This window comes from Roseiflexus castenholzii DSM 13941 (assembly GCF_000017805.1).
GTDB classification, from domain to species: domain Bacteria; phylum Chloroflexota; class Chloroflexia; order Chloroflexales; family Roseiflexaceae; genus Roseiflexus; species Roseiflexus castenholzii.
The window spans coordinates 1,441,213-1,468,049 of record NC_009767.1 but is presented as its reverse complement, the minus strand read 5'-3'; the positions used below and the strand labels follow the sequence as shown (position 1 = coordinate 1,468,049).

Sequence of the window (26,837 nt, the reverse complement as noted above, 5' to 3'; positions counted from 1 at the left end):
GACGATCGCGCGCACCAACCGCGGACATCCTGTTGTGAGGAGGAATGACAATGAATAGTATGAGAATCTCTGGGCATCAGAGCGCTGTTGATGCGCGCGATCATATCGAGTTCGCTGGCGGCGGGCGTGGTCCCGGCAACCCTGGCGGCGGGCGCGGTCCCGGCAGCCCCGGCGGCGGGCGCGGTCCCGGCAGCCCCGGCGGTGGACGCGGTCCCGGCAGCCCCGGCGGCGGGCGTGGTCCCGGCAGCCCCGGCGGCGGGCGTGGTCCCGGCAGCCCCGGCGGCGGACGCGGTCCCGGCAGCCCCGGCGGCGGGCGTGGTCCAGGTGGCGGGCGCGGTCCGAGCGGTGGACGTGGCGGCGATGGACGGCGACGCGAGGAAAGCCCAACCGACCATGAAGACGGGCGCATCAATCGGAGCGGACGCAGCACAAGCACAACTACAACGCGGACTTCGAGCACCCTGGCGCGCCCAACGACAGTGCGCGCTCCGGTGCGGCCAAAAGGTCCGATTGCGCTGCCGGTGACGATGACCGTGCGCGAGTTTTCGGAAGCGACCGGCGTTGGCGCTGCCGAAATCTTGAAAGCACTGCTCAAGGCTGGCGTGGTCGCCAATATCAATCAGCAGATCGATTACGAAACGGCAGCGGTTATTGCAGCCGATTTCGGCATCGAAACCGTGGAATATGTGCCGCCACAGTTGGAGGGGATCGTCGAGAATATCCGTGATGTGCTCGCCGCGCAGGACCCAAAGGACCTGAAGCCGCGTCCGCCGGTGGTGACGATTATGGGGCACGTCGACCATGGGAAGACAAAACTGCTCGACGCGATCCGTTCGACCCGCGTGGCGGAGAGCGAAGCGGGTGGCATTACCCAGCATATTGGCGCGTATCAGGTCGAATTACACGGACGAAAGATCACCTTCCTCGATACGCCGGGGCACGAGGCGTTCACGGCGATGCGTGCGCGCGGTGCGCAGGTGACCGACATCGTCGTGTTGGTGGTGGCTGCCGACGATGGCGTGATGCCGCAAACCCTCGAGGCGATTTCGCACGTGAAAGCGGCGGGTGTGCCGATGATCGTGGCGATCAATAAGATCGACGCGCCGAACGCCAACCCTGATCGCGTTCGCCAGCAACTCGCTAATGCGGGGGTGATCGTCGAGCAGTTTGGCGGTGATGTGCCATCGGTCGAAGTTTCCGCCAAACTGAAAAAGAATATCGACGGATTGCTCGAAATGATCCTGCTCGTCGCGGATCTTAATGAGTACAAAGCGAACCCGAATGCGCCCGCCGTCGGCACAATCGTCGAGGCTGAAATGGACCGCACGCGCGGTCCGGTGGCGACGGTGCTCGTGCAGAATGGCACGCTGCGCCTTGAGGATAATGTGCTGGTTGGAGCGACGACCGGCACGATCCGCACGATGTTCAACGATGCCGGGAAACGCCTGCGCTTTGCCGAACCGGCTACACCGGTGGTTATTCTGGGATTGAACGATGTGCCGCAGGCGGGTGATATTCTCCAGGTGATGCCCGATCTGACGGTTGCTCGTGAGATTGCCCTGCAACGGCAGCGCAAGCAGCGCCTCGAAGCAATGGCAAGCACGCGCGGCGTCAGCCTCGATGGGTTGTTCAGCTCGATCCAGCAGGGGAAGATCAAGGAGCTGAACATCATTTTGAAGGCGGATGTGCAGGGATCGATCGGCGCTATCGAACACGCGCTGAGCCAACTCAATACCGATGAGGTGCAGATCAGGATTATCCATCGTGGCACCGGCACCATTACCGAAAGCGATGTCAACCTTGCGATTGCATCACACGCAATCATCATTGGGTTCAATGCCCGCCCCGATCCGGCGGCACGCCGGCAGGCTGAACAGTATGGGGTCGATATCCGGTTCTACAACATTATTTACCAGTTGACCGAAGATATCAAAAAGGCGATGATCGGCATGCTGGAACCGGAGTACCGCGAGGTGACCGAAGGGTTTGCCGAGGTGCGCACCACCTTCCGCCTGCCGACGCGTGAGATCGTGGCCGGGCTGTATGTGACCGAGGGTAAGATTACGCGCCAGTACAATGTGCGCGTGCTGCGCAACGGCGTCGTGATTCACGATGGCAAGATCGCCAGCCTGAAACGCTTCAAAGACGATGTTCGCGAAGTTCAGGCAGGATATGAGTGTGGTCTGATTGTCGAAGGGTTCAACGATATTACACCTGGCGATACGATGGAGTTCTATCGCAGGGAGCGCGTGGAACGCACCGTATGAGCAAACGCACCGAACAACTGGGGCACGAAATACAGCGCATTCTGGGAGAGATCCTTCAGTATGAACTGAAGGATCCACGGGTTGGTTTCGCAACGGTCGTCGGCGTCGAGGTGACCGCCGATTTGCAGATCGCGCGGGTGCGGATCTCGGTCATGGGCACACCGGAGGAGCGTAAGGAAACCATGGCGGCGCTCGAACGCGCGAAAGGGTTCCTGCGCCGGCGCCTCGCGGAGGAGTTGAATTATTTGCGCTTTGTTCCAGAATTGCGACTGATCCTCGATACGTCGGTCGATTATAGTCTGCATATCGATGAATTGCTCCGGCGCGCCGCCGCTGAGCGCGCCGGTTCTCCGCCACCTCAGCCCGAAGACGACAAACCGGCGGAGTAGTGGCTGGCGCAATGTGTCGCCTTGTGAGACGGGTGTGCCATGACGACGGTCGCGACTCCTGTCGATGTCTACTATAAGAAACGCATTTCTTACACCTGTCGAGGGCAGACGTTCGCGTTCGATGTGGCGCATACGCTCTTTTCATCATATCAGGTCGATGAAGGAACCGATCTGTTCCTGCGCACTATTGCGCCGCAAACGCCGCAGACCATCCTCGACCTTGGATGCGGCTGCGGCGTGATCGGGATCGTCCTGGCGCGCTGGTTTCCGCAGGCGCGCGTCATCCTCGTGGATCGCGATCTGCTGGCGGTGCGCTATGCGCGCCATAACGCGGCGCTTAATCAGACGCCCAATGTCGAGGTGATCGGCAGTGTCGGGTTTGAATACGTTCCTGATATTCCGTTCGATCTGATCGTCTCGAATATTCCGGCAAAAATTGGCGATGAAGCGATCGAGCACGAGTTCATCCTCGCGCCGCTCGATCACCTCAGACCCGGCGGCGAGTACTGGTTTGTGGTTGTCAGTGGTCTTAACCGCTTGATCCCGATGCTTGGACGTCGCCATCAGTTGCGTATGAAAGAAGTCAAGAAACGCGCCGGGCATACGGTGTATCATATTCACAGGAAGCCTGCATGATCTCCAACGATCCCGCCACGGTAGCAGCGCCGCTTACTGAATACATTGCCGCTGCACAGCACACGCTCATTCTGACTCATGTCAACCCCGATGGCGACGCCGTCGGCGCTGCTCTTGCCGTCTGGCATGTTCTTGGCATATTGGGCAAGCAGCGCACGGCAATGCTGATGCCGCCGATTCCAGTCTATGCCGCATGGCTCCCCGGCGCCGACCAGATTGTGCTCTATCAGTCGGGCATGGCGCTGCCGCCTGCCGACCTTGCCATTCTGGTCGATACGGCTCACCTGACCCGCATTGGTCCGATGTACGATGAACACGCCGCAATGCTGGCAACGTTGCCTGTGGTCGTCATCGATCATCACGTGACGAATGATGGCGGCGCCTCGCTCAACCTGGTCGATCCCGATGCCGCATCAACGTGCGATCTGCTCTATCGCCTGTTCCGCGCGATGGGTGTGCCGATTGACCGAACGATTGCCACATGTCTGTTGCTCGGATTGACGACCGACACGCAAAGTTTCCAGACGAACGCCACCCATCCGGAGTCGCTGCGCGTGGCTGCGGCGCTCCTTGAGTCTGGCGCCGACCATGCGCGGATTATTCGCGCCGTGTACTACGGGTTGCCTGCAAGCAGTGCAGCGTTGATGGGTCACGCGCTTGCCGGTTTGCGCTACGAGGATGGTGTCGTCTGGACGACGGTCGATAAGCGCATGTTTGCGGCAACCGGCGCCGAAGAAGAAGCAGCGGATGAGGTCATACGGGTGTTGCAGCGGATCGGTGAGGCGCGGGTCATGGCGCTGTTCAAGGAGCGCTCTGATGGAACGACAAAGATAAGCCTCCGGGCGCGCGCGCCGCTGAATGTCGCTGCGATTGCGCAACGCTGGGGCGGCGGTGGGCATGCGCAGGCGGCAGGGGCAAATCTGTCAATGACACCTGCCGAAGCTGCGATGGTCGTCGTTCCTTTGCTCAAGGAATTAGCAGCATCCAACGCGTTGTGAGCCGAATGCCTGCCATGCATGACTTCACTGCAAAAAGCGGTAACCACAAAGGGACACAAAGGACATGCGCTTCATGGTTCTTCCCCTTCGTGCGCTTCGGGTCCTTGGTGGTGAAGCCTTTGTGCAGGGGACTCATAGCATGGACCGCATCGGTTCCGTATTAACCACGAAACCACGAAGGGCGCCAGGGGACACAAAGGACATGCGCTTCATGGTTCTTCCCCTTCGTGCGCTTCGTGTCCTTGGTGGTGAAGCCTTTGTGCAGGGGACTCATGCATGGTTTTCTCAACATCGACAAGCCATCCGGCATGACCTCGCATGATGTCGTGGTGCGTATCCGGCGGTTGAGCGGGCAGCGGCGCGTCGGGCACGCCGGAACGCTCGATCCGGCGGCGACCGGGGTGCTGGTCGTGGCGCTTGGCGGGGCAACGCGGCTGATTGAGTATGTTCAGCATCAGACGCTCAAACGCTATCTGGCGGCGGTGTGTTTGGGTGCGACAACGACAACTGATGATGCAAACGGTGAAGTGGTCGTGCAGCAAGCGCTGCCTCCGCTCGACCGAGCCATGATCGAGGAGGCGCTCGCGCCGTTGCGTGGGACGATCTGGCAGACTCCGCCGATGTATGCGGCGCTGCACCATCAGGGTCGCCGTCTGTATGCGCTGGCGCGCGCGGGTGTGACGGTTGAACCGCCGCCACGCCAGGTGTATATCGAGCGGCTCGAACTGGTTGAGTACCAACCTCCGCTGTTGACGCTCGATGTGGTGTGCGGCAGCGGTACGTACATTCGCGCACTGGCGCGTGATCTGGGGGTGGCGCTGGGATGCGGTGCGCATCTCGCAGCGCTCCGGCGCACGGCGGTGGGCGCCTTTCGTGTCGAAGACGCAATATCGCTCCATGTGCTGGAAGAGGAGGTGCATGCCGACGCGCACGAGGCGCTGCGTCGGCGGCTCTTGCCGCCAGAGATTGCGGTTGCAGACTGGCATGCCCTGCGCCTCGATGAAGAGCAGGCCCGCCGGATCCGGCACGGTCTCGCGATTCCTGCTCCGGCTGATGCGCCATCACAGACGCGCGCGCATGCTCCCGATGGCACATTGCTGGCGCTGCTGCGGTATGATGGCAGTCACTGGCGCCCGATAAAAGTATTCGATTGGACTGATGCATGAAGATTGTTCATGGACTCCCGCAGCCGATTAACGAGTTGCCGACCGTGCTCACAATTGGCGCCTTCGATGGGGTGCATCGCGGGCATGCCCATCTGATAGGCGCGACGGTGCAGCGCGCCCGCGCCTTTGGACGACAGGCGGCGGTGCTGACGTTCGATCCGCATCCCGATGTTGTCGTTCGTCCGGGAAACGAACGCCCCACACTGACGACGCTCGTCGAGCGCGCGGAACTGATCGCTGCGCTCGGCGTCGATCTGATGATCGTCATCCCGTTCACCACCGAGATCATGGCGCTCACGGCGCACGAATTCATGGCACGGCTCTGTGGCGCCGTGGCGCTGCGCGAACTCTGTATTGGCTGGGACTTCGCTCTGGGTCGCGGGCGCGAGGGAGACGCCAGTCGCCTGGCCGCCATCGGTCAGACCTTCGGCTATGCCGTGCATCGTGTCGAACCGTTTCTGCTCGATGGCGAAACCGTTAGTTCGACGCGCATTCGCGCAGCACTCAGTGTCGGCGATATTGAAGCGGCCAATCGGTTGCTCGGCTACCCCTATGGCTTGCGCGGTCCCATCGTTGAGGGGGATCGGCGTGGGCGCACAATTGGCTTCCCGACCGCCAATATCAACGTCGATCCACGCCGTATGCTGCCGGCGCACGGTGTGTATGTCTGCCGCGCGGTGCTCAACGGCGTCACCTATGGCGCCGTAGCGAATGTCGGCGTGCGCCCAACCTTCGATGGATCACGCCGGACGGTCGAGGCGTATCTGCTCGATTTCAGCGGTGATGTGTACGGCGAAGAGTTGCGGTTGATGTTCCTGCACCGGTTGCGTGGCGAGCACAAGTTCGACGGCGTTGCGGCGCTGGTAGCGCAGATCACCCGTGATGTCGCCGCTGCGCGCGCGTGGCTGGAGGAATATGAGGGAGGACAATGATGCTGAGTCCGGTCAACGTTCCTCATACGCTGTTTTGCCGGGCGGCAAAGGGAATAGCAGTCAACAGATGGGGGAGCACGGACGTGAAGCGTTGCGTAAGTGCATTTACGTTTGGAGAAAGATATGATGTCCTTACCTCCTTATCAACGTCATCTTGCTTCCGGTGATGATTTTGTTACAGGCTATGAGGCGACACGCGCAGGGTTCGTCGCCCTCTGCGGCTAATCTCACTAAAGATAATCAGGTCACATCCATTTCAATGTGGTTATGCGCGCTATAAGCCCTATCAAAGGCAAAAAGCCTGACCCACAACGCTACCGGCATGCTCTCTCCGCGCCTTCGCGCCTTGGTGTGATACCAATTACGATTGAAGATGCCGCATGCTTGTCATTCCGAGCCCTTCGCTTCGCTCAGGGTAAACTCAGCGAGGAATCCGAGCGGGTTCGCGCAGGACCCCTCGCTCTGATCGGGGTGACCATGCCGGATGGTCACAGGTAATTGGTATGAGTCGTCCAAAAGGTGAGGCGCTCCGCTTTCGATCGGTCAGACCTTGCCTATGAACCTTGTTGAAACCATCCGCATTGCCCTGAGCAGCCTGTCTGCCAATAAATTGCGCTCGGCGCTGACGATGCTCGGCATTATTATCGGTGTCGGCGCGGTAATCACGCTCCTCGCGCTCGGCGGCGCCATTCAGACGCTGGTCACACGCGAGTTGCAGGGGTTGGGATCGAACCTGGTCTTTGTGTTTCCCGGCACCAATGATCCTGAACAGAACCGGCGCGTGCCGCCGCGACTGACGAACGAAGATGTCGCCGCCCTTGCCGATCCGCTCAATGTTCCGGCTGCCGCAGCCGTGACGCCGCAGTTGACCCGGGGGGCGCTGATCGTCTACGCTGGCGCCGGTTTCGATGGGCGCGTCGCTGGGGTGACACCGAATTATCCGCAGGTGCGCAATGCCCGGGTGGTCAGCGGGCGCTTCTTTGATCAGACGGAACTCGATCTGCGCTCGCGCGTTGCGGTTATTGGCGCCGATGTGCGCGCGTCGCTCTTTCCCGATGAAGACCCGATCGGGAAGCGCATCCGCATCAATGATGTCAGTTTCGAGGTCATCGGCGAAATGGCGCCGCGCGGCGGCAACTTCGGTCCCAGTGAAGATAATCTGGTGTTCGTGCCCATCACGACGGCGCAGACGCGCCTGTTTCCGCCACCGCCCGGCGCAGTAAGCCGAATCGACGTCAGCGTGGTCTATATCCAGGCGGTCGATGAGCGCCGCATTGATGACGTGATCGATCAGGTAACGGAGGTGCTGCGCCGTCGTAACGGGTTGACCTTTCAGGACAACAATTTTACGATTGTGACGCAACAAGACCTGATCGCGTCGTTCGGCACAATTACCGGCGCGCTGACGGCATTTCTTGGCGCAATTGCGGCAATCTCGTTACTGGTCGGCGGGATTGGCATTATGAACATCATGCTCGTTTCGGTGACCGAGCGCACCCGCGAAATCGGGCTGCGCAAAGCGGTCGGCGCGCGGCGGCGCGACATCCGCTTTCAGTTTGTCATCGAGGCGACCATGCTGAGTCTCCTTGGCGGATTGCTCGGTATTGCGCTCGGCTATGCGCTCTCGGCGCTGGGAACGGCGCTGCTGCAAGGGGTCGCGGAAGGCGCTGAGGCGCGGGTGCAACTTGATGCCATCTTGCTCGCTACGCTGACGTCGATCGCGGTCGGACTAATCTTCGGCATTTATCCCGCCGTGCGCGCGTCGCGCCTCAATCCGATCGATGCGCTCAGGTATGAGTAGGACGTTGGATGTTCAACGTTGAACGTTCCGCGTTACCAACACTACCGTTTCGTCGTCTGCATACACCTCGCGCCATTGATCGGGGCGAGCGCGGGCATATTCCAGCAATGGCTGTTGTTCCTCGATACTCAACATCATGCCGTCAATGGCGTACTTTGCCAACAACGCTTCAACGTCGGCGCCCTGACCAAGCAGAATGTAGTCCCGCCACTGGTCGTAGGGATACAACTCGATCCGCGGATCGATGAACACTTTCTGCTCCGGCGCTGCCCAGATCAGGTACGAACCGTAACTCATTGCATGAAACAGGCGTTGTGGCCGCTGCGGCAACGCCTGAAGCGCCTGCGTCGCCTCGACCGGCGTGCCCTTCGCCAGCAACGCGCCGACATCCGGCGGCAACAGCGCAGGTTTGATCCACGGCGAGCCGATCAGCAACAGAATCGCCAGCAGACCAATGAGCGCAGCATTCATCGTTGGAACACCCTGAAACCGGCGAGGGGAGGGCGGCGGCAACAACGTCGCCGCCTGTGTCGCCAGGAGCGGCGTCGCTACAAACCCAAGCCAGACGATATTGCGCGTCGCGCCGAGCGCCAGCCACAGGAATGCGCCAAATAACAGGAGATCGGTCAGGTCGGGTCTGGAGCGCGCATAGATCATCACCAGAGCGGTGACAATGACGAACAGGAAGAAAATCGCGCCATTGATGTCGCGGATGGTTGGCGGTGACCATTCTGTGACCAGATCGGTCACCTGGCTGCTGCCGAGCAGATTGGTCACGTACCCCAGCACTTCGGCGACGCGCGGGTTGAGCAGCGTGGCGAGCGCGGTTGCCGCACCCCACACCACGAGTGACGGATCGAGCGTCTTGCCGAGAACTCCCTGTTCACGCCAGCGCCTGATCGCTTCACCTATGAACACAATGCCGATCAACGCAAAACCCAGCACAAACGAGCCGTGCATATTGACCCACAGCGCCATAAGAATTGGCAGCAGCCACAGCCGCCGCGTCATCCCAAGGCGATACTCCGTCAGCACGGTCAGAAATCCGGCAAACAGCGGGAAGACATACGTTTGCGGACGCACCGTCCAGTTGTCGAACGAGAGCGGCAGCGTCGCCAGCAGCAGGATTGCCGCACCCATGCGCACCCGGTTCGTGCGCAGAATGCAGAGACGCAACAGCAACCCATACGCCAGCGTCAGCACCAGCGCCTGCACAACGATAATGAGCGGCAACCCGCCGATCTGATGCAGCAGCGCCATGAGCAGTTGCGCCAGCCATCCCTGGTTGAAGAATGGCTCGCCGGCGCGCGTGTACGAGAACAGGTCAACCTGTGGGATCGTTCCGCTTTCGAGTATAACGCGCCCGGTCGCCATATGCCACCAGAAATCGTGCGGCGGAATAGGGGTCAGCAGCGGGCGAAGCGCAATCAGCATCAACGCTGCAACGAGATAGACCTGATCGAGCGTCGGACGCAGGCGCGTCTGTCGCTCCGAGACCGATTCCAGCGCCGAAGTTGAAGGCATGATCGATCAGTCACCTTTCACGACGATACAGGATCGAGAAGCGATCTTCATATTCCACCACCCAACCGGGATCATTGGCGAGCGCGGCAACAAGCGGCGCCTGACGCGACCGGCTGAGCAATGCTCGATCAATGCCATAGCGTTCGATGAGTGTGGCATAATTGCGCGCTTCGCTGAGTGCCAGATAATCCTCCCACAGCGCCAGCGGGTACAGTTCGACGCGCGTATCGACAAACACCTGCGGCTCAGGAAGCGCCCAGATCAGGTATGAACCATACGCCATATCATTGAACAGGCGCCCGCCGGGATGATCGCGCAGGTACGCCGCAGCGCCGACCGGCGTATCGGCACTGTAGATCAGCGGCGCGCCGGGAACATCGGCAAACAGCGCCCGGTACGGCGCCGGCAGAGCAAGGAGTGGCTTGCATGGCGGTTGCAGCGCCACCACTCCGGCTATCAGCACGAGCGCAACAATACCCGCAAACGGATCGCCGCGCTGCGGCAACGAGCGCGATGCGGGGTGCGCCAGGCATTGCGCCAGCATCGGCATTGCCAGCATACCAAACCAGACCACATGCCGCATTCCGCTCCATGCCAGCCAGAGAAACGCACACAGCAGCAGCGTATCGGTCAGGCTCAGGCGGCGGCGACCAAGCGCCAGCGCTGCTATCAACAGCAGCACTGCCAGAAAGAACGCCTGCCCTGCCAGACTTCGCACGGTCGGCGGTTGCCATTCATTCACCAAACCCTGAATTGGCGGGTCGGTCAGCAATTTCAGAACATACCCGAAAATGTTCGCGCCGATCGGATTTATCACCGTCGCTGCCAATGTCGCCACCGCCGTTGTCCCAAGCGCCGCCACACGCCGCCGGTCGGGCGCATCCGGTTGGCGCAGCAGCATCCGCATTCCTTCACCGGCGCAACAGAGCGCAAGCAGCGCCAGACCAAGCACAAACGAACCATGCACATTCACCCAGAAGAGCATCAGCGGCGGAAGCGCCAGGAGTGCGGGCCATTCGACCTGCCGCGCCGTGTAAGCGCCAAGAAGAACGACATACGCCATAAACGGCGCCCATGCCCAATTCTGCGGGCGTGTCGTCAGATTATTGATTGTCATCGCGCCCGCGAGGAGAACTGCCAGCCCCGCCAGACGCCAGGAGCCGCTGCGCCGACGGGCATCGAGCAGCACCAGTGCAAACGCGAGCATGCCCAGCAGATTGCGCACCTGTGCCGGACCCTGCAACCCAGCAAGAAGGTATGCCTGATAGAACAGCCAGTCGCTGAGCCAGGCAGCGTAGACAAAAGGCTGATCGGTCGGAACCGTCCAGGCGAACATATTCGTGCGTGGAATACCAGCCTCAGCGACAATCCGACCGATCCGCAAATGCCACCAGAAATCGTGCGGATCGGTAGGGGCAAGCGCGATGAGCGCCACGACGACCGCCAGCGGGATGGCGCCGTACAGGTGCGCAAGCGCAGGCAGCAGCGCTCTACCGGTGTGTCGAGGAAGCGCAGCGTTGGTCGTATTCATTGCCATATTGCTACACTCTTGCGCCATGATTGAGATCATAGCGCGCGCAGTACGATGAGTATAATAGACTGGCGTCGGCAGAGCAACTGCGCTGGCTCTGGTTTGCTGTACGCCGATGAAGGAGATTCTATGACATTGCTGCACCCAACCAAGCGCCATCGGATGTCCACGGATGTCGCGCTCGCCGATTGTACGGTCGTTATTCCCACCTACAACGAGCGCGAGAACATCACTGAACTCATCCAGCGCATTCTGGAGATGTCGCGATTTCGCGTGCTCGTGGTCGACGACAACTCACCCGACGGCACGGCTGCCGTGGTCGCAGAACTGGCTGACGATGAGCCGCGTGTCGGGTTGTTGCTCCGCCCGGAGAAGCACGGTCTGGGAAGCGCCTATGTTGCCGGGTTTCGGCGCGCGCTCGCAGAAGGCGCTGCATTCATCTGCGAAATGGACGCAGACTTCTCCCATGATCCTTCCTATCTGCCACAGTTGCTGGCAGCCGCCGAAACGCGCTACGACCTGGCGCTCGGCTCCCGTTATGTTCCTGGCGGTGGAACCACCGACTGGGGAATTATCCGGCAATTGATCAGTCGTGGCGGCAACCTCTACGCTCGCGCGATTCTTGGATTGCCGGTGATGGACGCAACGGGCGGCTTCCGCTGCTACCGGCGGCGCGTGCTGGAAACCATCAATCTGGATGATATTCAGTCGAACGGGTACGCCTTCCAGATCGAACTGGTGTACCGTACCATGCGCGCCGGTTTTCGGATCGGCGAACTGCCGATTATCTTTCCCGACCGGCGTGTCGGGCGCTCGAAGATGTCGCGGCGCATCGTGCTCGAAGCGCTAATCAACGTCTGGCGTCTCCGATTTCGCAACCTGTGAACACCGGATATGCGCGTGGTATAATAGTCTGCAAACAACGATAGATTCCAGGAGGTCGCCGCACCAATGACTGACGCCCCTCCGTCCCTCAAAGAACTCTACGACAAAGCGAACGCTGATCTGGAAAAAGCGCGCCGTGAATTGAACGAGATCGAAGCGCTGCTCCGACAGACATCGAATGAAGTCGAAAAGTTACAACAGCGTGAGTTGACGGTCTCGAATCGCCTGCGCGATCTGGATGTCAATATTGATCGTTACAGCAAAGCCGATGTTAAGAATTATTATGCGTCTGCGCAGGAAGTGCAGATGCGTCTCCTGACCATGCGCAGCCAACTCGAACAACTCCAGTACCGTCAGCAGGCGACGAAGCAGCGCCAGAGTCTGTTGTTCGAACTGATCACTGCGCTCGAACCGCTCCTCGGCGTCGCCACACCCGCCGGCAATGCTGGCGGGATGGTCGGAAGCGACCAGTTAATCGCCGACATCATCCAGGCGCAGGAAAAGGAGCGTCTGCGCATCTCACTCCAAATGCACGATGGTCCTGCTCAGTCGATGAGCAACCTGGTGCTCCGCGCCGAAATCTGCCAGCGACTACTCGACCGCGACCCCGAAATGGCGCGCGCTGAGCTTGGTGCGCTCAAAAATGCGATCAATGCCACGCTTCAGGATACGCGCCGTTTCATTTTCGATCTGCGCCCCATGATTCTCGACGATCTCGGTCTGGCGCCGACCCTGCGCCGGTACGTGCAACAGGTCAGCGAAAAGAACAAACTCGAGATCAACCTGATGGTGCAGAATCTGGAAATGCGGCTCCCTCCGCACTACGAAGTCGCCATTTTCCGATTCATTCAAGAAGCGCTCAACAACGTCATCAAGCACGCCAACGCCTCCCAGGCGCGGGTCCTGGTCAGCATCCGCGATGATGTCGGCGCAGCGCGTGTTATCCATGTCTCGGTCGAAGATGACGGCAGCGGGTTCCACGTCGGCGAGGTGCTGTCCGACGACAGCGGGCGGCGCAACATGGGCATCGCCACCCTACGCCAGCAGGTCGAAACGCTTCTCCGAGGCGAGTTCGGCATCGAAAGCGCCGTTGGTCGCGGCACGCGCGTCGAAGCGATTATTCCCTTGCCTGCGGGTTAAAGGGGTAAGGGGTACATCTCGTTGCATTCATTGCGTTCATTGCCCTGGCCCCTACCCCCCCGTCCCTCTCCCCCAAACCTTAATCCCTCCCATCGTACTACCCAAAAGTCCTACCATTCCAGTAAGAAATTTTTCACGGAGTACCGTCTTTTTTTTGGGACTGATTGCCTATTGAGAACCAGAGATTGAATACCTATACTGTAGTCGTGGTTCATTTAGTTCTGCCCACGTTCAAGGAGGTCTCGCAATGGTTCGCAGCTTTTTCGCCAAGGAAGAAGGTCAGGGTCTGGTTGAGTACGCGCTGATCCTGGTGCTGATCGCCATCGTCGTCATCGGTATTCTCACCCTGCTCGGCAACCGCGTCAGCCAGGTCTTCAGCCAGATCAACAGTGGTCTGAGCCGCTAAATCACGGTTCGCTCACGTCGGAACAACGTCCCTCTGGAAATCCAGAGGGACGTTGTTGTTGGATACGCACAACGGAGCAGCGCCCTCTGAATTTTCCAGGGGGCGTTATTGTTGGATTACTCAGCGAGAATTGCTGCCAGCGCCGTCCCGGTATCGGCGAGGCTGGGGAGGACGGCATCAGGTGCGTGAGTGCGCAGTTCCTCGATGCTGAAAGGACCGGTCGCAACCGCCACAGCGCGGGCGCCTGCCGCGCGCGCGCAGGCAATATCGTTTGGTGTATCCCCAATGACCACAATGTCGGCATGTGCAAAGACGCGCCCATGGCGCTGCGCCGCGCGCGCCGCCGCGATCGGCGCCAGGTCGATCCGGCGTGGACTGTCGCTGCCATACGCGCCGCTGTCGAAATCGAAGAACTCCGCAATTCCCATCAGATCGAGCTTAAGCCGGGCAACCGGCGCAAGGTTGCCGGTCAGCAGCGATTGAACGACACCCTCAGCGCGCAGGCGTCGCAGAACGTCAACCACTCCCTCGAGTACGCGCCCACGGGTACGAAACGCCTCCGCCCATTCGCTGAGGATGTCGAGGTACGTTGCGGTAAACACGTCCAGTTGACTGAGGAGTTCCGCCGCTGGACGGTCGGGAAATGTTTCGAGAATAATCTGTTGATCGGTTTTACCGGCGTAGGCGCGCCGCTCATTGTCGGAAGAGCGACCATAGACGCGCGTCATAGCGGCGCGCATCGCCTCACCGGCGACGCCGCCGCTGTACAGCAAGGTACCGTCGATATCCCACAGGATCAGTTTGTGTCGCATTACGGTTGCTGTGATGGTTGATACCGTGGCGCAGGGGGCGCCGGCGGAATCGGATCAAGCCCCAGCACCGGCGCAAGCGGACCGACCAGACGATCAACCAGCCACCCCAGGCGCTGGAATTGCGGACCAAGTTCCGTATCCTTGAGCGGAATCTCCACCGGCACGTTGAGGCGTACCGGAATGGTGACATCATCGAGCGGGATGTCCATCTTGAGCGCAATGCGCAGCGGCGTTCCGGCGGGAAGCGTCAGACGGATATTATTGGCACGCAGACGATTGCCGTTTCCGAGATCGATGTCGGCGCCGCTCAACTGCAACGGCACCGGCTCCACGAGTGTCACGGTTGTCTGCTGATCGACCGGAACGACCACACCGGCATCCTTCAGCGGCAATGGTTGATCGAGCGGGATGGTTGTGCGGATCGTCGCTCCTTGCAAGCCAGCGACAATGCTGCGCAGTTCAGCGACATTATCGGCGGCGAACCCCTGACCCTGCACGGCAGTCGACGCGATCTGCTGCCGCCATTGGAAGATAAACCCGACCAGCAACAGCACCACCGTCAGAAGCACAATGTTGATCACAAACGATGTAATGATCAACGCTTTCCAGAATGACGTCAGGCGCGATCCACGCTGAGGTCGCCCGCTATCCGCCTGCGCCTGCGTCTGATTGCGGGATCGCCCCCACAGCGGCGTCGGACGCTGGCGCGGCGCCAGTGTGGTAGACGACGAGGCATTCGCCGATTGAAGATCGGTTGCGCTGCGACGGGTCTGCGTATCAGCCATCTGGAAGCCTCCTTTGTGTGCAAGATTGTGACGGTGGCGCAAACGCATACCATCGCAAGTATATACCACGGCGTGTGGTAAAGCAAGGCGCGCGTTCTATATTTTTTTGACCAGCTTCCAGCAGTTGTACCCACTGCGGGTGCGACGGTAACGCAGCGATTCGAGCGCCGAACGCGCGATGAACAGCCCATACCCGCCTTCTGGCAGCAGAGCGATGTCGGTTTCGTCGTCGAGCGCGTGGGGAGCGGAAGCGATTGGTTGGTAGGGCACGCCCTGATCGATCAGCAACGCCTCGATGCGATCGGGAAAAAGGCGCAGCCGCACCCGTAACGGTCGCTCGGCGGCATCGGGCGGATAGGCGTGACGTAACCCGTTTGCTGCCACTTCTGCTAGCGCCATTGTGAAAAGGTGTCGCCATCTATCGGAGGGCAATCGATCAATGCGCGCAGCGTCGTCCCAGAAGCGGTCGATCATGTCGTGGAGCGCATCAAGTCCTTCATCGATTGTCTGTGTGGCGACGTATGCTTCAATCAGCAACGATCTGGGAGTAGCCAGCGCGTGCCTCCTCGAGCGTCTCGTAAGGTCGCAAGACTCGCTCCAGCATCGTTAAGTTGAGCAATGTGCGCACCTGTTGATTGGCGCGCGCGATCCGCAGGTCGCCACCCGCCTGCCGCGCAACCTTCAGCCCGCTGATCAGCGCGCCAAGTCCGGAACTATCTACGAAACTGACGCGATCCAGATCGAAGATCAATCGTCGATGACCACTGGCGACCAGTTCAGTCAGTTGTTGCTTGACCTGCGCCGCCGTAACCAGATCGAGGCGACCGTCCATCCGCACAATGGTGATGCCATCATCACAAGGCTCACTCAGGAGTGTCATGGTATGCTCCCGTTGGGTGGGTCTGCGACCCGTCGGGGGGCGGGTCTGTGACCCGCCTGGGGGGGCGGGTCTGCGACCCGCCCCTTCCCCCTTCCACCTATCCCGCCTGGGGGGGCGGGTCACAGACCCGCCCCTTCCCCATCCTCCCTCATTCCGCCTGGGGGGCGGGTCACAGACCCGCCCCTTCCCCCTTCCACCTATCCCGCCTGGAGGGGGCGGGTCACAGACCCGCCCCTTCCCCCTTCCACCTATCCCGCCTGGAGGGGGCGGGTCACAGACCCGCCCCTTCCCCCTTCCACCTATCCCGCCTGGGGGGGCGGGTCACAGACCCGCCTGGGGGGGGGGCGGGTCACAGACCCGCCCCTTCCCCATTCCACCTATCCCGCCTGGGGGGGCGGGTCACAGACCCGCCCCTTCCCCATTCCACCTATCCCGCCTGGAGGGGGCGGGTCACAGACCCGCCCCTTCCCCCTTCCACCTATCCCGCCTGGAGGGGGCGGGTCACAGACCCGCCCCTTCCCCCTTCCACCTATCCCGCCTGGGGGGGCGGGTCACAGACCCGCCCCTTCCCCATCCTCCCTCATTCCGCCTGGGGGGCGGGTCACAGACCCGCCCCTTCCCCATTCCACCTATCCCGCCTGGGGGGGCGGGTCACAGACCCGCCCCTTCCCCATTCCACCTATCCCGCCTGGGGGGGGCGGGTCACAGACCCGCCCCTGTCTATCCGCCCATTCCGCCTTCTGTGGGGGTTGGGATCGGACCCGCCCCAAATCCTCGATCCGCCGCCATTGACTGTTCCTGCTCCTCCGGTTGATAGAGCGCCGCGTCGATCACAACGCTCAGCATGAGCAAATCATACCCGATCCAGAAGATGTTGACCAGGGTTGGAATGCCTTCCGTCTGAACACCAAGCGCCAGACGCCCCAACCCCCAGATTGCCGATAGTATCAGCAGCGCCATTGTGATAACCTGGATGCGCACCAGACGCAGTTGCCCCCAGAGATGCATCCCTCCCTGCCGCACCTTTGGCGTCACCACGAATCCCAGCGGTCGCCCGGCGTAGACATTGCCAATGGCGCTGATCACTGCCCGAATCCAGAGCGGAAAAAGCGCCAGGCTGTACTGGTGCCCACGCCAGGTTGCGCGCTTCCAACCTGCGACGGCAAAGACCAGCTCATTCGTTATCAGGTAAGGAACGAGCCGCCAGAAGAACTCTTCTGCCTGAGCGCGCACCGGCAGCATGCCGAAGATGAGGTAGAGAATCGGAGCAGCAAGGTAAATGACGCTGAAAAACCCTGAGAGGTAACTCCACATCGTAGCGAAATACATCAGGCGTTGTCCCCAGCCCAATCGCCGTATGAAGAGCGGGTTTTCTCGCAGCATCACCTGAATGGTGCCCTGCGCCCAACGGAGGCGCTGCTGGAGCGCCGAACGCAGGTCCTCCGGCGCCAGCCCGCGCGCCAGGATTTCGTCGTGGTAGACTGAGCGCCACCCCGCCGCGTGGAGCCGCATCGCCGTTGCCATGTCTTCGGTGACCGAGATAGTTGCCAGTGGCATGACCGGCTGCGCTTCATCGGAGCGATCAACATCCACTGCCAGCAGCAGTTCGCGCACGGTGGCGATGGCTGCCAGCGGTGAGCGTTCACGTATCGTCAGTTCGTGCAGAATCGTTTCATCATCGAGTGACCGACTGAGATTGGTGGTCAGATCCTCGTCCTCATTGAGACCTGGAATGGTTGCCACTTCTGCCCGCAGACGCGCCAGGTCTTCAACAACGAGCGGACGCGCGGCGGCGGCAGCGCGCTGCTGGAAGTACCAGGTCACTTCCTGGATCGGTCGCCCTTCGCGCAGCATGCGCCGACTCGCGCGCACTGCCGCCTGAAGATCGTTGATCGCTGCCAGCGCTGCGCCATTGTTAACGGCTTGCGCCTGCCGCACGGCGCGACGCAACAGGGTTTCCGCAGTGCGCAAGGCGCGCTGTACGCGCAATTCCAGATCGCGCACATAGTTGGCGATGCCAATCTGCATCAGCGCTTCACGCCGCAGAATGGCGTTGGAACCGCAGAAGAACGCCGCGTTCCAGCCGTCCTTACCCTGCATGATCGGTCCATAAAAGAGGGGCGCCTGACTGCCGAGCGGATCATCCGGTGGAACGTTGTAGAACCACTGTGGCGTCTGCACCAGCGCCACGCGCTCGTCGGCAAAGTAACCGAGTGTGCGGTCCAGAATGTCGGGCGATGGAATCTGGTCGGCGTCCAGCACGAGCACAAATTCGCCATTGGTCTGGCAGAGGGCATTGTTCAAGTTCCCCGCTTTGGCGTGGCGTTGCTTACCCTTCCATTCCTCAGATCGCACCAGATACCCGATTCCGATCTCTTGCGCCATGGCGCGCATCGCAGAGGAATTGCCGTCGTCGAGCAGGTAGGTGCGATGTGGATAGCGAATATCGCGCGCAGCGATAGCCGTTTCGCGCACAATCTCAACCGGTTCGTTGTAGCAGGTAATGAAGACGTCGACTGTGGCCTGAGAGGGCGGAGGAGGCGGTTCACCGCGCTGTTTCAGTCGCCAGAGGGTCAACCCGAACAGCCAGGCGTCAATGTAACTGTATGTTTCAGCAACCACCAGACCAAGAGCAATGGGCCAGGCGGCCCAGTTGATCGTGGCGGTGTAGCGCCAACTCAGGTACAGGAAGCCGAGGAGCAGGTTCGTGGCAACCAGAACGCGCAGCAGCCTCAGGCGCAATTCCGCGCGCACGTCGGGATCGTCGAGCCACAGCATGTGGACGACATGACTCATCATCCCCTCCGCCGTGTGCGACCACGCACCTGAATGGTCAGCAGAATGACGAGAGCGCTCAGGAATGCGCCAAGCAGAACTGCCCCGGCGATCTGCCATCCCGCAAGTCGCTCAAGGAGCGACGTTTCGATCTGCGGCGTCAGACTGGACGGCGGTGCGGCAGCGGCAGGACCGGTCTGCGGCGGAGCGTCCTGCCGTATCAGCGCGACCGGACCGCGCAGTCGTTCGAGCGTTTCGCGCCGTTCGAGCGCAGTGACGCCGATAGCAAGATCATCTGGCGTAGCGCCGTCGATGATCAACACCCCGGCATCGCGTTGCCAGGGTGAAGGACCCAACACCAGGCGTCCCTGAGCGGTTTCATTCGGTCGATACACCACCGTTTGACGGGCAGCGAACCGATCTGGTTGGCGAGCGATGGCTTCGGCGCTCAGTGTGTTGCGCTCAGCCCCACCAATCAGGATGAGATGGCGTCCACTGCGTTCATTCACCTGATCAACGGTGACCAGGCGCGGCGGCGGCAAGCCGTCGGCATCCGCCCAGCGTCCAAGCGCTGCCAACAATTGCAACGCTACGGCGCGTTCCGCCGCCGCAGGTTGCTGCGGCAGCACGATGATCAACGGCAGCGAGGTATCGACACTGAGGAGCGGCGCGGGAAAACGCCCCAGATCGAAGGCGGAACTGACGCTGTGCGGAAGGCGCCAGGCAGAAGTGGGGAGCAACGTTGCACGCAAACTATCGCCGTCAACAACCACGCATCCTGTCTCTGGCGGATCGAGGAACAGGCGCACGGTCAGATCGAGATAGCGCACCGCTCTACCGTCGAGCGTGGCGGTCAAGAGATCGGCGGGAAGCGCGAACGTATAACGATGTGGGTTGGGTTCTGTCAACTTAAGCGGTTGCGCACCCAGGTCAATACCGTTGACACTGGCGGCGATCCACGACGTTTCTTGTCGCACTGCCGGAGTCGCCTCCACATCGAGGGTCAACACGCTGCCATCATGCAACTGCCAACCGGCGGGGCGGGTGAACGCCAGGTCGATCCGGTGCTCACCGGGACCAATGACGGTACGGGACGATACGCCAAGTTGGGCGAAACTGGCAGCGCCATTCGCCCATGGCAACGACGAAGGTGCAGCAACCGGCGCATCGGTCACTGCCACATACGCGCCATCCAGTAATGTGCGGCGGTCAGGATCATTCAACGTTTGGGCAGCAAGGCGCACTGCCGATGGCGTCGCTCCGCTGACGAGCAGACGCGGCACGCTGCTCTCCGCCAGCGCCAGCACACCGTGATCGGTCGAGATCGGAATGCCCGCCATAGTCACCGCGCGCCCATCCCAATCGACAACGCCCCACGGCAGCATCGCTGCCAGCGCCGGAGCACTACCGACGATGACACCGGCGCGGTCGGGAGGCGTCGTGAAAACCTCCAGTCGGGGCTCGGCGCGGATTGCGGCAGCCCGACGCCCCAGTTGAAAAGCGACCAGCCCGGCGGCTTCGAGTTCTTCCGGCGACGGTTCGGCAGGAATGACCAGCGCCAGCGGCGGGCGATGGTCAGGAGGAGGCGCGAACAACCAGTTGAACTGATCGAGACGATACGCACTGATTGATTGAGTGGGCAGCGTCAACCGCGAGTCGCCGTGGATAGTGGCCCACAGCGCCGGATTGCGCGTCTCCTCGCACTCATCACGGGTCAGGCGCATATGAAAGCGCACCTGGACGAAAAACCCATCGCCGCCGAACACCGAGAGTGGCAGCGGAACGGTCAGGGTCGCGCGCGCGCGTGTGTCGGAGGTCAGGCGCACACTCTGAACCGACAGACCATTAACAACAATGGTCATTGTCGAGCGTTCGGAGTCGAGGAGCGGCGAGTGGCTGTATACCAGGTCCAGGCGCGCGCCTTCGAGTGGTTCTTCGCCTGCGGGAACCGGAAAGAAATAGTCCAGATTGCCATACATCGTCCGCGCCGTCCGGTCGCCGTAGCCAAGATCGGCGAAGCGATAGGTGTCCGCGTCGGTCTGTGCCTGTGCCGCAGCGATTGGCGTCGAAGGCGCCACCGTGAAGACGAGCACACTCAGTATGAGCAGCATCCTTGCCATGCTCAGCAACGTATGGGCTTGACATCTTCGGAACGTGTGCATGGATTTGTCCTCCACAAAGGACACGAAGCGGCACGAAGCCGTTGCCTCTCCCACCCGGTATGGTTCTGCGCGATCCTGGCGGATACGCGCCGCATCTCACCCCCAGCGAGTAACTCTTCCACGAAGGGCACGAAGCGGCACGAAGCCGTTGCCTCTCCCTACCGGTATGGTTTTGCGCGATCCTGGCGGATACGCGCCGCCGCTCAGCCCGCACCAGCGCATGGTCCGCGAAGGACACGAAGCGGCACGAAGCCGTTGCCTCTCCCACCCGGTATGGTTCTGCGCGATCCTGGCGGATACGCGCCGCCGCTCAGCCCGCACCAGCGCATGGTCCGCGAAGGACACGAAGCGGCACGAAGCCGTTGCCTCTCCCACCCGGTATGGTTCTGCGCGATCCTGGTGGATACGCGCCGCATCTCACCCCCAGCGAGTAATACCAATGACGCTTGAAGATGCCGCATTCTTGTCATTCCGAGCGCAGCGAGGAATCTGCGCGGGTCGCGCAAGACCCCTCGCTTTGCTCGGGGTGACCATGCCGGATGTTCACAGGGAATTGGTATAACTCTTCCACGAAGGGCGCGCAGCATCACAAAGAATGTGGATGCTCCCACCCTTTGTGTCCCTTCGTTTTCTTCGTGGATAAGAGACACTTGTCAACCCTGATCCGTCTTCCGATCCCACTCTGTATGGTTCTGCGCGATCCCGGCAGACTCGCGCCGCATCTCACCCCCAGCGAGTAACTCTTCCACGAAGGACACGAAGCGGCACGAAGCCGTTGCCTCTCCCACCCGGTATGGTTCTGCGCGATCCCGGCAGACTCGCGCCGCATCTCACCCCCAGCGAGTAACTCTTCCACGAAGGGCGCGCAGCGGCACGAAGCCGTTGCCTCTCCCTACCGGTATGGTTCTGCGCGATCCCGGCAGACTCGCGCCGCATCTCACCCCCAGCGAGTAATACCAATGACGCTTGAAGATGCCGCATTCTTGTCATTCCGAGCGCAGCGAGGAATCTGCGCGGGTCGCGCAAGACCCCTCGCTTTGCTCGGGGTGACCATGCCGGATGTTCACAGGGAATTGGTATAACTCTTCCACGAAGGGCGCGCAGCATCACAAAGAATGTGGATGCTCCCACCCTTTGTGTCCCTTCGTTTTCTTCGTGGATAAGAGACACTTGTCAACCCTGATCCGTCTTCCGATCCCACCCTGTATGGTTCTGCGCGATCCCGGCAGACTCGCGCCGCATCTCACCCCCAGCGAGTAACTCTTCCACGAAGGACACGAAGCGGCACGAAGCCGTTGCCTCTCCCACCCGGTATGGTTCTGCGCGATCCTGGCGGATACGCGCCGCATCTCACCCCCAGCGAGTAACTCTTCCACGAAGGGCGCGCAGCATCACAAAGAATGTGGATGCTCCTACCCTTTGTGTCCCTTCGTTTTCTTCGTGGATAAGAGACACATGTCAACCCTGATCCGTCTTCCGATACAGCACCAGCAACGTCATATCGTCCGGCGGCGTCTGTACCGGCGCCAGCAGCGTCACGAGGCGGTCGAGCATTGCCAGAGCGCTGGCAGCGCCGCACAACTGATCCGCCAGCGCTTGCGGCGTCAGATTGAGATCAACGCGCGCATCAATCAGACCATCGCTATATACAACGAGCGCATCGCCTGGATTCATCACCACCTCGCGCTGATCATACTGTTCATATGGCAGGATGCCAAGTGGTAATCCGCGCGGCGTATCGAACGTTTCGACGCTGCCATTGGCGCGCCGCACGAATGCCAGCCCATGACCGGCGTCGATGAAGGCGAGTCGTCCACTGCCAGCATCGAGTTGCGCCAGGAAAAGGGTCACGAACCGTCCTGATTGGATCAGGTCATCGTTCAGTGCGGCAGCCACATAGCGCATCGCCTCGGCAGGCGGGCTGCTCCGCACAACAGCGCGCATCACGGCGCGCACGGTCGCCATCAGCAGTGCTGCATCCAGCCCTTTCCCCATCACATCGCACAACCAGAAACTGAGCACATGCGGCGCCGGTTGCTGCCAGTCGTAGAAATCACCGCCAACATCGCGGGCGGGGATGCACTCGGCAGCGAGTTGAAAACCCGGCAGCACCGGCGCCATTTGCGGCAACAGGCGCGCCTGCACCTCGGCGGCGCGCGCCATTTCGCTCAACAGGCGGCGATGATGCGCTTCGAGTTGTTGGCGCAACACGCGATTCTGGCGTTCGAGTTCCAGACGCTGGACGGTGCGTTCCAGCACCCGACGAAACTCGTCCGACTCGAACGGTTTGCGCAGATAGTCATCGGCGCCCTGGCGTAACGCCTCGACCGCAATTTGCTCGGAACCGAACGCTGTGGTCATGATCACGGCTGCATCCAACCTGCGCTGTCGCACCTCCGCCAGCGTTTGCAGCCCGTTCATACCGGGCAACGAAATATCGAGAAAGATCACATCTGCGGGTGAATCGGCGAGCAGCGTCAGCGCCTCTTCACCGCTGGCAGCGGTCGAAACATCGTACCCGCGCGCGGTAAGACGCGCGCGCAGCAGCCGATTGATGTCGGGATCGTCATCGACCACCAGAATGTGGCGCACAGAAGGCGTCTGTCCGCTGATCTGCTCGAACAAATCGTTCACGTCAGTTCCCCCGTCGAAACTTGCGCCAATGCCTCATCGTCATTGATGCCATCGAGCGAGGTCAGCAGCGGAAAGCAGATCCGGAACGTCGAACCTCTGCCTGCTTCGCTCTCAACGGTAATGCGCCCCTGGTGCAGATCAACCAGCGACCGGGTAATAGCCAGACCAAGCCCGGTTCCGCTGGCTTCGCGCGTTGCACGGTTGCGCACGCGGTAGAAACGATCGAAGATGCGCTCCTGTTCCTCAGGGGTCAAGCCGATGCCGGTATCCTGCACGGCGATGCACATCCACGGCGGTTCCACGGAGAGACGAACTGAAATCTCGCCACCCTGAGGTGTATACTTAATCGCATTCGAGAGCACGTTGGTTAAAATCTGATGGACACGCGCCGCATCACCGAACATCAGCGGCGGCGCGTCATCGGGAGGGGTTTCAGAAAGGTCCAGATTCAGACGCTGGTGTTTTGCGTCCAGTTGCGGGCGCAGGGCTGTGGCAACCTGACGGATCAACGGGCGAACATCGAGCGGCGCGCGGTGGAGCATCAGTTTCCCCGCCTCAATGCGCGACATATCGAGCAGATCGTTGATCAGGAGCAGCAACCGGTCGGCATTCGATTTGACGATCTGTAAAAGTTCCTGATGCTCGACGGCAAGCGGTCCGGCATCGCCATCGAGCAGCATATCGATATACCCTTTGATAGAAGTCAGCGGCGTGCGCAGTTCATGCGACACCATCGCCACAAACTCGGACTTCATGCGTTCAACGGCGCGTTCATGGGTGACATCGCGGAAGACGTAGAGTCGCCCAAGGTGGACCTGATTGGCAGTCCAGACCGGCGCGGAGAAGATGGCGAGTTCACGATGCTGCGGTCTGAGTTGCACTACCTGCTCACGGAAGACGTCTTGAGCATCCTGTAACGCGCTGAGCATCCGCTCATACACCTCATCGGCATCACCGAAGAACCACCGGATCTCGGCGCGCATATCAATCAGGCGTCGTCCCAGCACCTGATCGGCAGGCACGCCAAATATATCACAGAAACGACGGTTGACGGTCAGGAACGCGCCATCTGGCGCGAGAAGGGCGATCACCTCGCTGGAAGCGTCGAGGATGGCGCGAAGTTCGCTCTGGGCGCGATCTGCGGTCTGATACTGCACTTCCAGCGCCGTCATTGCGGCGCGCAATTCCGCCTCTGCCTGTTTGCGCTCGGTGACATCTTCAGAAATCGCGGCGATGCGATACACGGCGCCCGCCTCGTTGATCACCGGGAATGCGCGGGTCAGGATCCAGCGCTGCTGACCGTCGGTGTGCAGGATTTGAAACTCGATACTGTATCCGCGCGCATACTCTGCCCGATGAAGCGCAAGCGCTCGCTCGCGGTCTTCAGGAACAATCGCCTCGAAGAGCGAGGACGGTTGAGCATACAGGCTATCGCAGGATCGCCCCCAAATGCGTTCGTAGGCCGGATTGACGTACAGGATCTGGTCGAGCGATGGAGTAGACATCCAGAAGACCTGATTGACGTTCTCCGCCAACTGGCGAAACCGCTCTTCACTGGCGCGGAGTGCGGCTTCCGCCAGTCGCTGCCGCGAAATATCGCGGATCGTCGTCACGCGCGCCGTGCGACCGTGATAGGGAATGTTGCGACCGGTGACCTCAGCGGGAAAGAGGGTCCCATCGATACGCCGGGCGAGCACCTCATAAGGACGATCATAGCCGGTTGTGAGCGCGCGCGCGACTTTCTCGCGCCCTTCTGGCGTCGTAAACTCAAAGACCGGCATGCCGCGCAAACGCTCCGGCGGCACGCCAAACAGAGTTCCAGCAGCGGCATTGGCGTCGACGATCATCCCCTGCTCACTGATAATCACTCCTTCGGTCGTAACGCTGGCGAGCAGCGCGAAGCGTTCTTCACTCTCGCGCAACGCTGCTTCAGTTTGCAGGCGATCCTGCTCACTGCCGATCCATTGCGCCATCAGTCGGATCAGGTCATAATCGCCATCGGTGAACGGCGTTGTGCGGGGCATGGCGCTCGCAAAACAGAGCGTTCCCGCTGTCGTGCCGCGCACCTGGACCGGCGCGCCGATGTATGCTTCCATGCGGGTCAACCGATAGCAGCGATGGTCATTCCATCCGGATTGCGATGCATGATCAATGATCACCGGTGCGCCTGCGTCGAGAACGGCGGCGCAATAGCGATCAGCAAGCGGGAAACGTTCGCCAGGCTTCATCCGATGACCAGGATCGCGCACGGCGACTATTTCGAGTTCCTCGCCATCGATGCGAGTCAATACGCCGACCGGCATGTGGAAGTAGTCGCATCCCATCTCAAGAAGCGCCTGCACTTTCTGCAAGTGATCCAGTTGCGACGTTGAGGTGATGTCATAGAGCGCGCGCGTCACCCGTTCGCGCGCACGCAAACGAGATTCGCTTACGTCGCGTTGTGTTATATAGCCGCGCGCCTCTCGCACCATTGGGCGAAAGATGAAGATGCCCTCGAACGCTAATGCCAGGAGTGTCACGCCAAGAAAGGTCGCATGCATGATGTCGAGCGTTTGCAGGAGGCTGCGACGCGCATCGACATATAGACGGGAGGCGTTGCGAAAGAGGGGCGGCAGGTCATACAGCGCCATCCGACGGATCACCTGGAGATCAGGGTGCTGCGGATCAGGGGCAGTATCGCGCAAGCGCCGGGCGCGTGCGAGAAACTCCTGCACCCGCGCATCGAACGCCGTAGCCGGATCAGCGTACAGGCGCCAGAGTGGATCGTCCGGCGGCAACGTTGCCACCATGCGCGATAGTTCCTGCTGCGACTGCGCCATCTCATCGATGGCGGCGCTCAACGTTTCTCGCGCCTGCGCCGCTATTTCGGGATCGGACGTGTCCATCACCTGTTCCGCTGCGAGCGCAATTTGCTGAAGGCGGATGAGCTGCAGACTGTTGGCTGCCAGCAGATTGAAGCGATCACGCTCGTTTGCCAGGATGTATTGCGTCCATCCATAGGAGATCAACGCAATGACGGTGATCGAGCCGAGCGCAAGCGCAAAACCGGCAATGATGCGCCGGATCACCTGTGCTGACGATGAGGCGGCGTGTGTCGTATTCATGGTTTCAATC

General features: G+C 60.9%; 20 protein-coding genes. 10 read left to right on the top strand and 10 right to left on the bottom strand.

The genetic code is table 11. From position 1 onward, the window contains the following. The first annotated feature begins 50 nt into the window (after window positions 1–50). The 7 genes from infB to RCAS_RS05730 all read left to right on the top strand — a co-directional run bounded on the left by infB (window position 51) and on the right by RCAS_RS05730 (window position 8,189). On the top strand, window positions 51–2,267 hold the full coding sequence (infB, locus tag RCAS_RS05760; RefSeq protein WP_012119661.1) for a translation initiation factor IF-2: 2,217 nt from the start codon (window positions 51–53) through the stop codon (window positions 2,265–2,267). Then, the gene (rbfA, locus tag RCAS_RS05755; protein WP_012119660.1) at window positions 2,264–2,656 is read left to right on the top strand and encodes a 30S ribosome-binding factor RbfA; all 393 of its coding nucleotides are present in this window, start codon (window positions 2,264–2,266) and stop codon (window positions 2,654–2,656) included. The genes infB and rbfA overlap by 4 nt, the downstream gene beginning before the upstream one ends. Before the next feature lie 39 nt (window positions 2,657–2,695). Then, complete coding sequence (locus RCAS_RS05750; RefSeq protein WP_012119659.1) at window positions 2,696–3,292, top strand: class I SAM-dependent methyltransferase; 597 nt, start codon at window positions 2,696–2,698, stop codon at window positions 3,290–3,292. Further along, complete coding sequence (locus tag RCAS_RS05745; protein ID WP_012119658.1) at window positions 3,289–4,290, top strand: DHH family phosphoesterase; 1,002 nt, start codon at window positions 3,289–3,291, stop codon at window positions 4,288–4,290. Before RCAS_RS05750 ends, RCAS_RS05745 begins: the two co-directional genes overlap by 4 nt. Window positions 4,291–4,562: 272 nt before the next feature. Then, window positions 4,563–5,456 (top strand): tRNA pseudouridine(55) synthase TruB, encoded by an 894-nt coding sequence (gene truB, locus RCAS_RS05740; protein WP_012119657.1) that lies wholly within the window; start codon window positions 4,563–4,565, stop codon window positions 5,454–5,456. After that, the gene (locus RCAS_RS05735; protein WP_012119656.1) at window positions 5,453–6,388 is read left to right on the top strand and encodes a bifunctional riboflavin kinase/FAD synthetase; all 936 of its coding nucleotides are present in this window, start codon (window positions 5,453–5,455) and stop codon (window positions 6,386–6,388) included. The genes truB and RCAS_RS05735 overlap by 4 nt, the downstream gene beginning before the upstream one ends. A gap of 556 nt (window positions 6,389–6,944) precedes the next feature. Further along, window positions 6,945–8,189 (top strand): ABC transporter permease, encoded by a 1,245-nt coding sequence (locus RCAS_RS05730; RefSeq protein WP_012119655.1) that lies wholly within the window; start codon window positions 6,945–6,947, stop codon window positions 8,187–8,189. Window positions 8,190–8,201: 12 nt separating this feature from the next. Here the strand turns inward: RCAS_RS05730 and RCAS_RS05725 are convergent, their stop codons facing one another. After that, a complete protein-coding gene (locus RCAS_RS05725) occupies window positions 8,202–9,713 on the bottom strand; it encodes a hypothetical protein (protein WP_012119654.1) in 1,512 nt (503 codons plus the stop codon). A 10-nt stretch (window positions 9,714–9,723) separates the two neighbouring features. Beyond that, window positions 9,724–11,244, bottom strand: coding sequence for a hypothetical protein (locus RCAS_RS05720; protein ID WP_198136009.1), 1,521 nt, complete (start codon window positions 11,242–11,244; stop codon window positions 9,724–9,726). A gap of 129 nt (window positions 11,245–11,373) precedes the next feature. Between RCAS_RS05720 and RCAS_RS05715 the strand changes: the two genes are divergently transcribed. The 3 genes from RCAS_RS05715 to RCAS_RS05705 all read left to right on the top strand — a co-directional run bounded on the left by RCAS_RS05715 (window position 11,374) and on the right by RCAS_RS05705 (window position 13,675). After that, entirely contained in the window at window positions 11,374–12,129 is a 756-nt protein-coding gene (locus RCAS_RS05715; RefSeq protein ID WP_012119652.1) for a polyprenol monophosphomannose synthase, read from the top strand. A 66-nt stretch (window positions 12,130–12,195) separates the two neighbouring features. Continuing rightward, window positions 12,196–13,269, top strand: a complete 1,074-nt coding sequence (locus RCAS_RS05710; RefSeq protein WP_012119651.1) for a sensor histidine kinase — start codon at window positions 12,196–12,198, stop codon at window positions 13,267–13,269. A 247-nt stretch (window positions 13,270–13,516) separates the two neighbouring features. Then, the gene (locus tag RCAS_RS05705) at window positions 13,517–13,675 is read left to right on the top strand and encodes a Flp family type IVb pilin (RefSeq protein ID WP_012119650.1); all 159 of its coding nucleotides are present in this window, start codon (window positions 13,517–13,519) and stop codon (window positions 13,673–13,675) included. A 116-nt stretch (window positions 13,676–13,791) separates the two neighbouring features. Here the strand turns inward: RCAS_RS05705 and RCAS_RS05700 are convergent, their stop codons facing one another. The 8 genes from RCAS_RS05700 to RCAS_RS05665 form a co-directional block, all read right to left on the bottom strand. Beyond that, the gene (locus tag RCAS_RS05700) at window positions 13,792–14,487 is read right to left on the bottom strand and encodes an HAD family hydrolase (protein WP_012119649.1); all 696 of its coding nucleotides are present in this window, start codon (window positions 14,485–14,487) and stop codon (window positions 13,792–13,794) included. Further along, window positions 14,487–15,272 (bottom strand): hypothetical protein, encoded by a 786-nt coding sequence (locus tag RCAS_RS05695; protein ID WP_012119648.1) that lies wholly within the window; start codon window positions 15,270–15,272, stop codon window positions 14,487–14,489. The genes RCAS_RS05700 and RCAS_RS05695 overlap by 1 nt, the downstream gene beginning before the upstream one ends. Before the next feature lie 96 nt (window positions 15,273–15,368). Continuing rightward, on the bottom strand, window positions 15,369–15,809 hold the full coding sequence (locus RCAS_RS05690) for an ATP-binding protein (protein ID WP_012119647.1): 441 nt from the start codon (window positions 15,807–15,809) through the stop codon (window positions 15,369–15,371). Further along, on the bottom strand, window positions 15,799–16,152 hold the full coding sequence (locus tag RCAS_RS05685) for an STAS domain-containing protein (protein ID WP_012119646.1): 354 nt from the start codon (window positions 16,150–16,152) through the stop codon (window positions 15,799–15,801). Before RCAS_RS05685 ends, RCAS_RS05690 begins: the two co-directional genes overlap by 11 nt. A 720-nt stretch (window positions 16,153–16,872) precedes the next feature. Continuing rightward, entirely contained in the window at window positions 16,873–18,951 is a 2,079-nt protein-coding gene (locus RCAS_RS05680; RefSeq protein ID WP_456300004.1) for a glycosyltransferase, read from the bottom strand. Next, window positions 18,948–21,038, bottom strand: coding sequence for a cellulose biosynthesis cyclic di-GMP-binding regulatory protein BcsB (locus RCAS_RS05675; protein ID WP_232280188.1), 2,091 nt, complete (start codon window positions 21,036–21,038; stop codon window positions 18,948–18,950). The genes RCAS_RS05680 and RCAS_RS05675 overlap by 4 nt, the downstream gene beginning before the upstream one ends. 1,509 nt (window positions 21,039–22,547) lie before the next feature. Further along, the gene (locus RCAS_RS05670) at window positions 22,548–23,723 is read right to left on the bottom strand and encodes a PP2C family protein-serine/threonine phosphatase (protein WP_012119643.1); all 1,176 of its coding nucleotides are present in this window, start codon (window positions 23,721–23,723) and stop codon (window positions 22,548–22,550) included. Continuing rightward, window positions 23,720–26,827, bottom strand: coding sequence for a PAS domain S-box protein (locus tag RCAS_RS05665; protein WP_157042563.1), 3,108 nt, complete (start codon window positions 26,825–26,827; stop codon window positions 23,720–23,722). Before RCAS_RS05665 ends, RCAS_RS05670 begins: the two co-directional genes overlap by 4 nt. Window positions 26,828–26,837: the final 10 nt, after the last annotated feature.

Bases quoted from the DNA above. Each gene is read 5' to 3' on its own strand.
- RCAS_RS05715 (WP_012119652.1), top strand. From the start codon at position 11,374: ATGACATTGCTGCACCCAACCAAGCGCCATCGGATGTCCACGGATGTC.
- RCAS_RS05745 (WP_012119658.1), top strand. From the start codon at position 3,289: ATGATCTCCAACGATCCCGCCACGGTAGCAGCGCCGCTTACTGAATAC.
- RCAS_RS05750 (WP_012119659.1), top strand. From the start codon at position 2,696: ATGACGACGGTCGCGACTCCTGTCGATGTCTACTATAAGAAACGCATT.
- rbfA (WP_012119660.1), top strand. From the start codon at position 2,264: ATGAGCAAACGCACCGAACAACTGGGGCACGAAATACAGCGCATTCTG.
- RCAS_RS05680 (WP_456300004.1), bottom strand. From the start codon at position 18,951: ATGATGAGTCATGTCGTCCACATGCTGTGGCTCGACGATCCCGACGTG.
- RCAS_RS05675 (WP_232280188.1), bottom strand. From the start codon at position 21,038: ATGCTGCTCATACTGAGTGTGCTCGTCTTCACGGTGGCGCCTTCGACG.
- RCAS_RS05720 (WP_198136009.1), bottom strand. From the start codon at position 11,244: ATGAATACGACCAACGCTGCGCTTCCTCGACACACCGGTAGAGCGCTG.
- RCAS_RS05725 (WP_012119654.1), bottom strand. From the start codon at position 9,713: ATGCCTTCAACTTCGGCGCTGGAATCGGTCTCGGAGCGACAGACGCGC.
- RCAS_RS05685 (WP_012119646.1), bottom strand. From the start codon at position 16,152: ATGACACTCCTGAGTGAGCCTTGTGATGATGGCATCACCATTGTGCGG.
- RCAS_RS05735 (WP_012119656.1), top strand. From the start codon at position 5,453: ATGAAGATTGTTCATGGACTCCCGCAGCCGATTAACGAGTTGCCGACC.
- RCAS_RS05705 (WP_012119650.1), top strand. From the start codon at position 13,517: ATGGTTCGCAGCTTTTTCGCCAAGGAAGAAGGTCAGGGTCTGGTTGAG.
- infB (WP_012119661.1), top strand. From the start codon at position 51: ATGAATAGTATGAGAATCTCTGGGCATCAGAGCGCTGTTGATGCGCGC.
- RCAS_RS05710 (WP_012119651.1), top strand. From the start codon at position 12,196: ATGACTGACGCCCCTCCGTCCCTCAAAGAACTCTACGACAAAGCGAAC.
- RCAS_RS05730 (WP_012119655.1), top strand. From the start codon at position 6,945: ATGAACCTTGTTGAAACCATCCGCATTGCCCTGAGCAGCCTGTCTGCC.
- truB (WP_012119657.1), top strand. From the start codon at position 4,563: ATGCATGGTTTTCTCAACATCGACAAGCCATCCGGCATGACCTCGCAT.
- RCAS_RS05695 (WP_012119648.1), bottom strand. From the start codon at position 15,272: ATGGCTGATACGCAGACCCGTCGCAGCGCAACCGATCTTCAATCGGCG.
- RCAS_RS05665 (WP_157042563.1), bottom strand. From the start codon at position 26,827: ATGAATACGACACACGCCGCCTCATCGTCAGCACAGGTGATCCGGCGC.
- RCAS_RS05700 (WP_012119649.1), bottom strand. From the start codon at position 14,487: ATGCGACACAAACTGATCCTGTGGGATATCGACGGTACCTTGCTGTAC.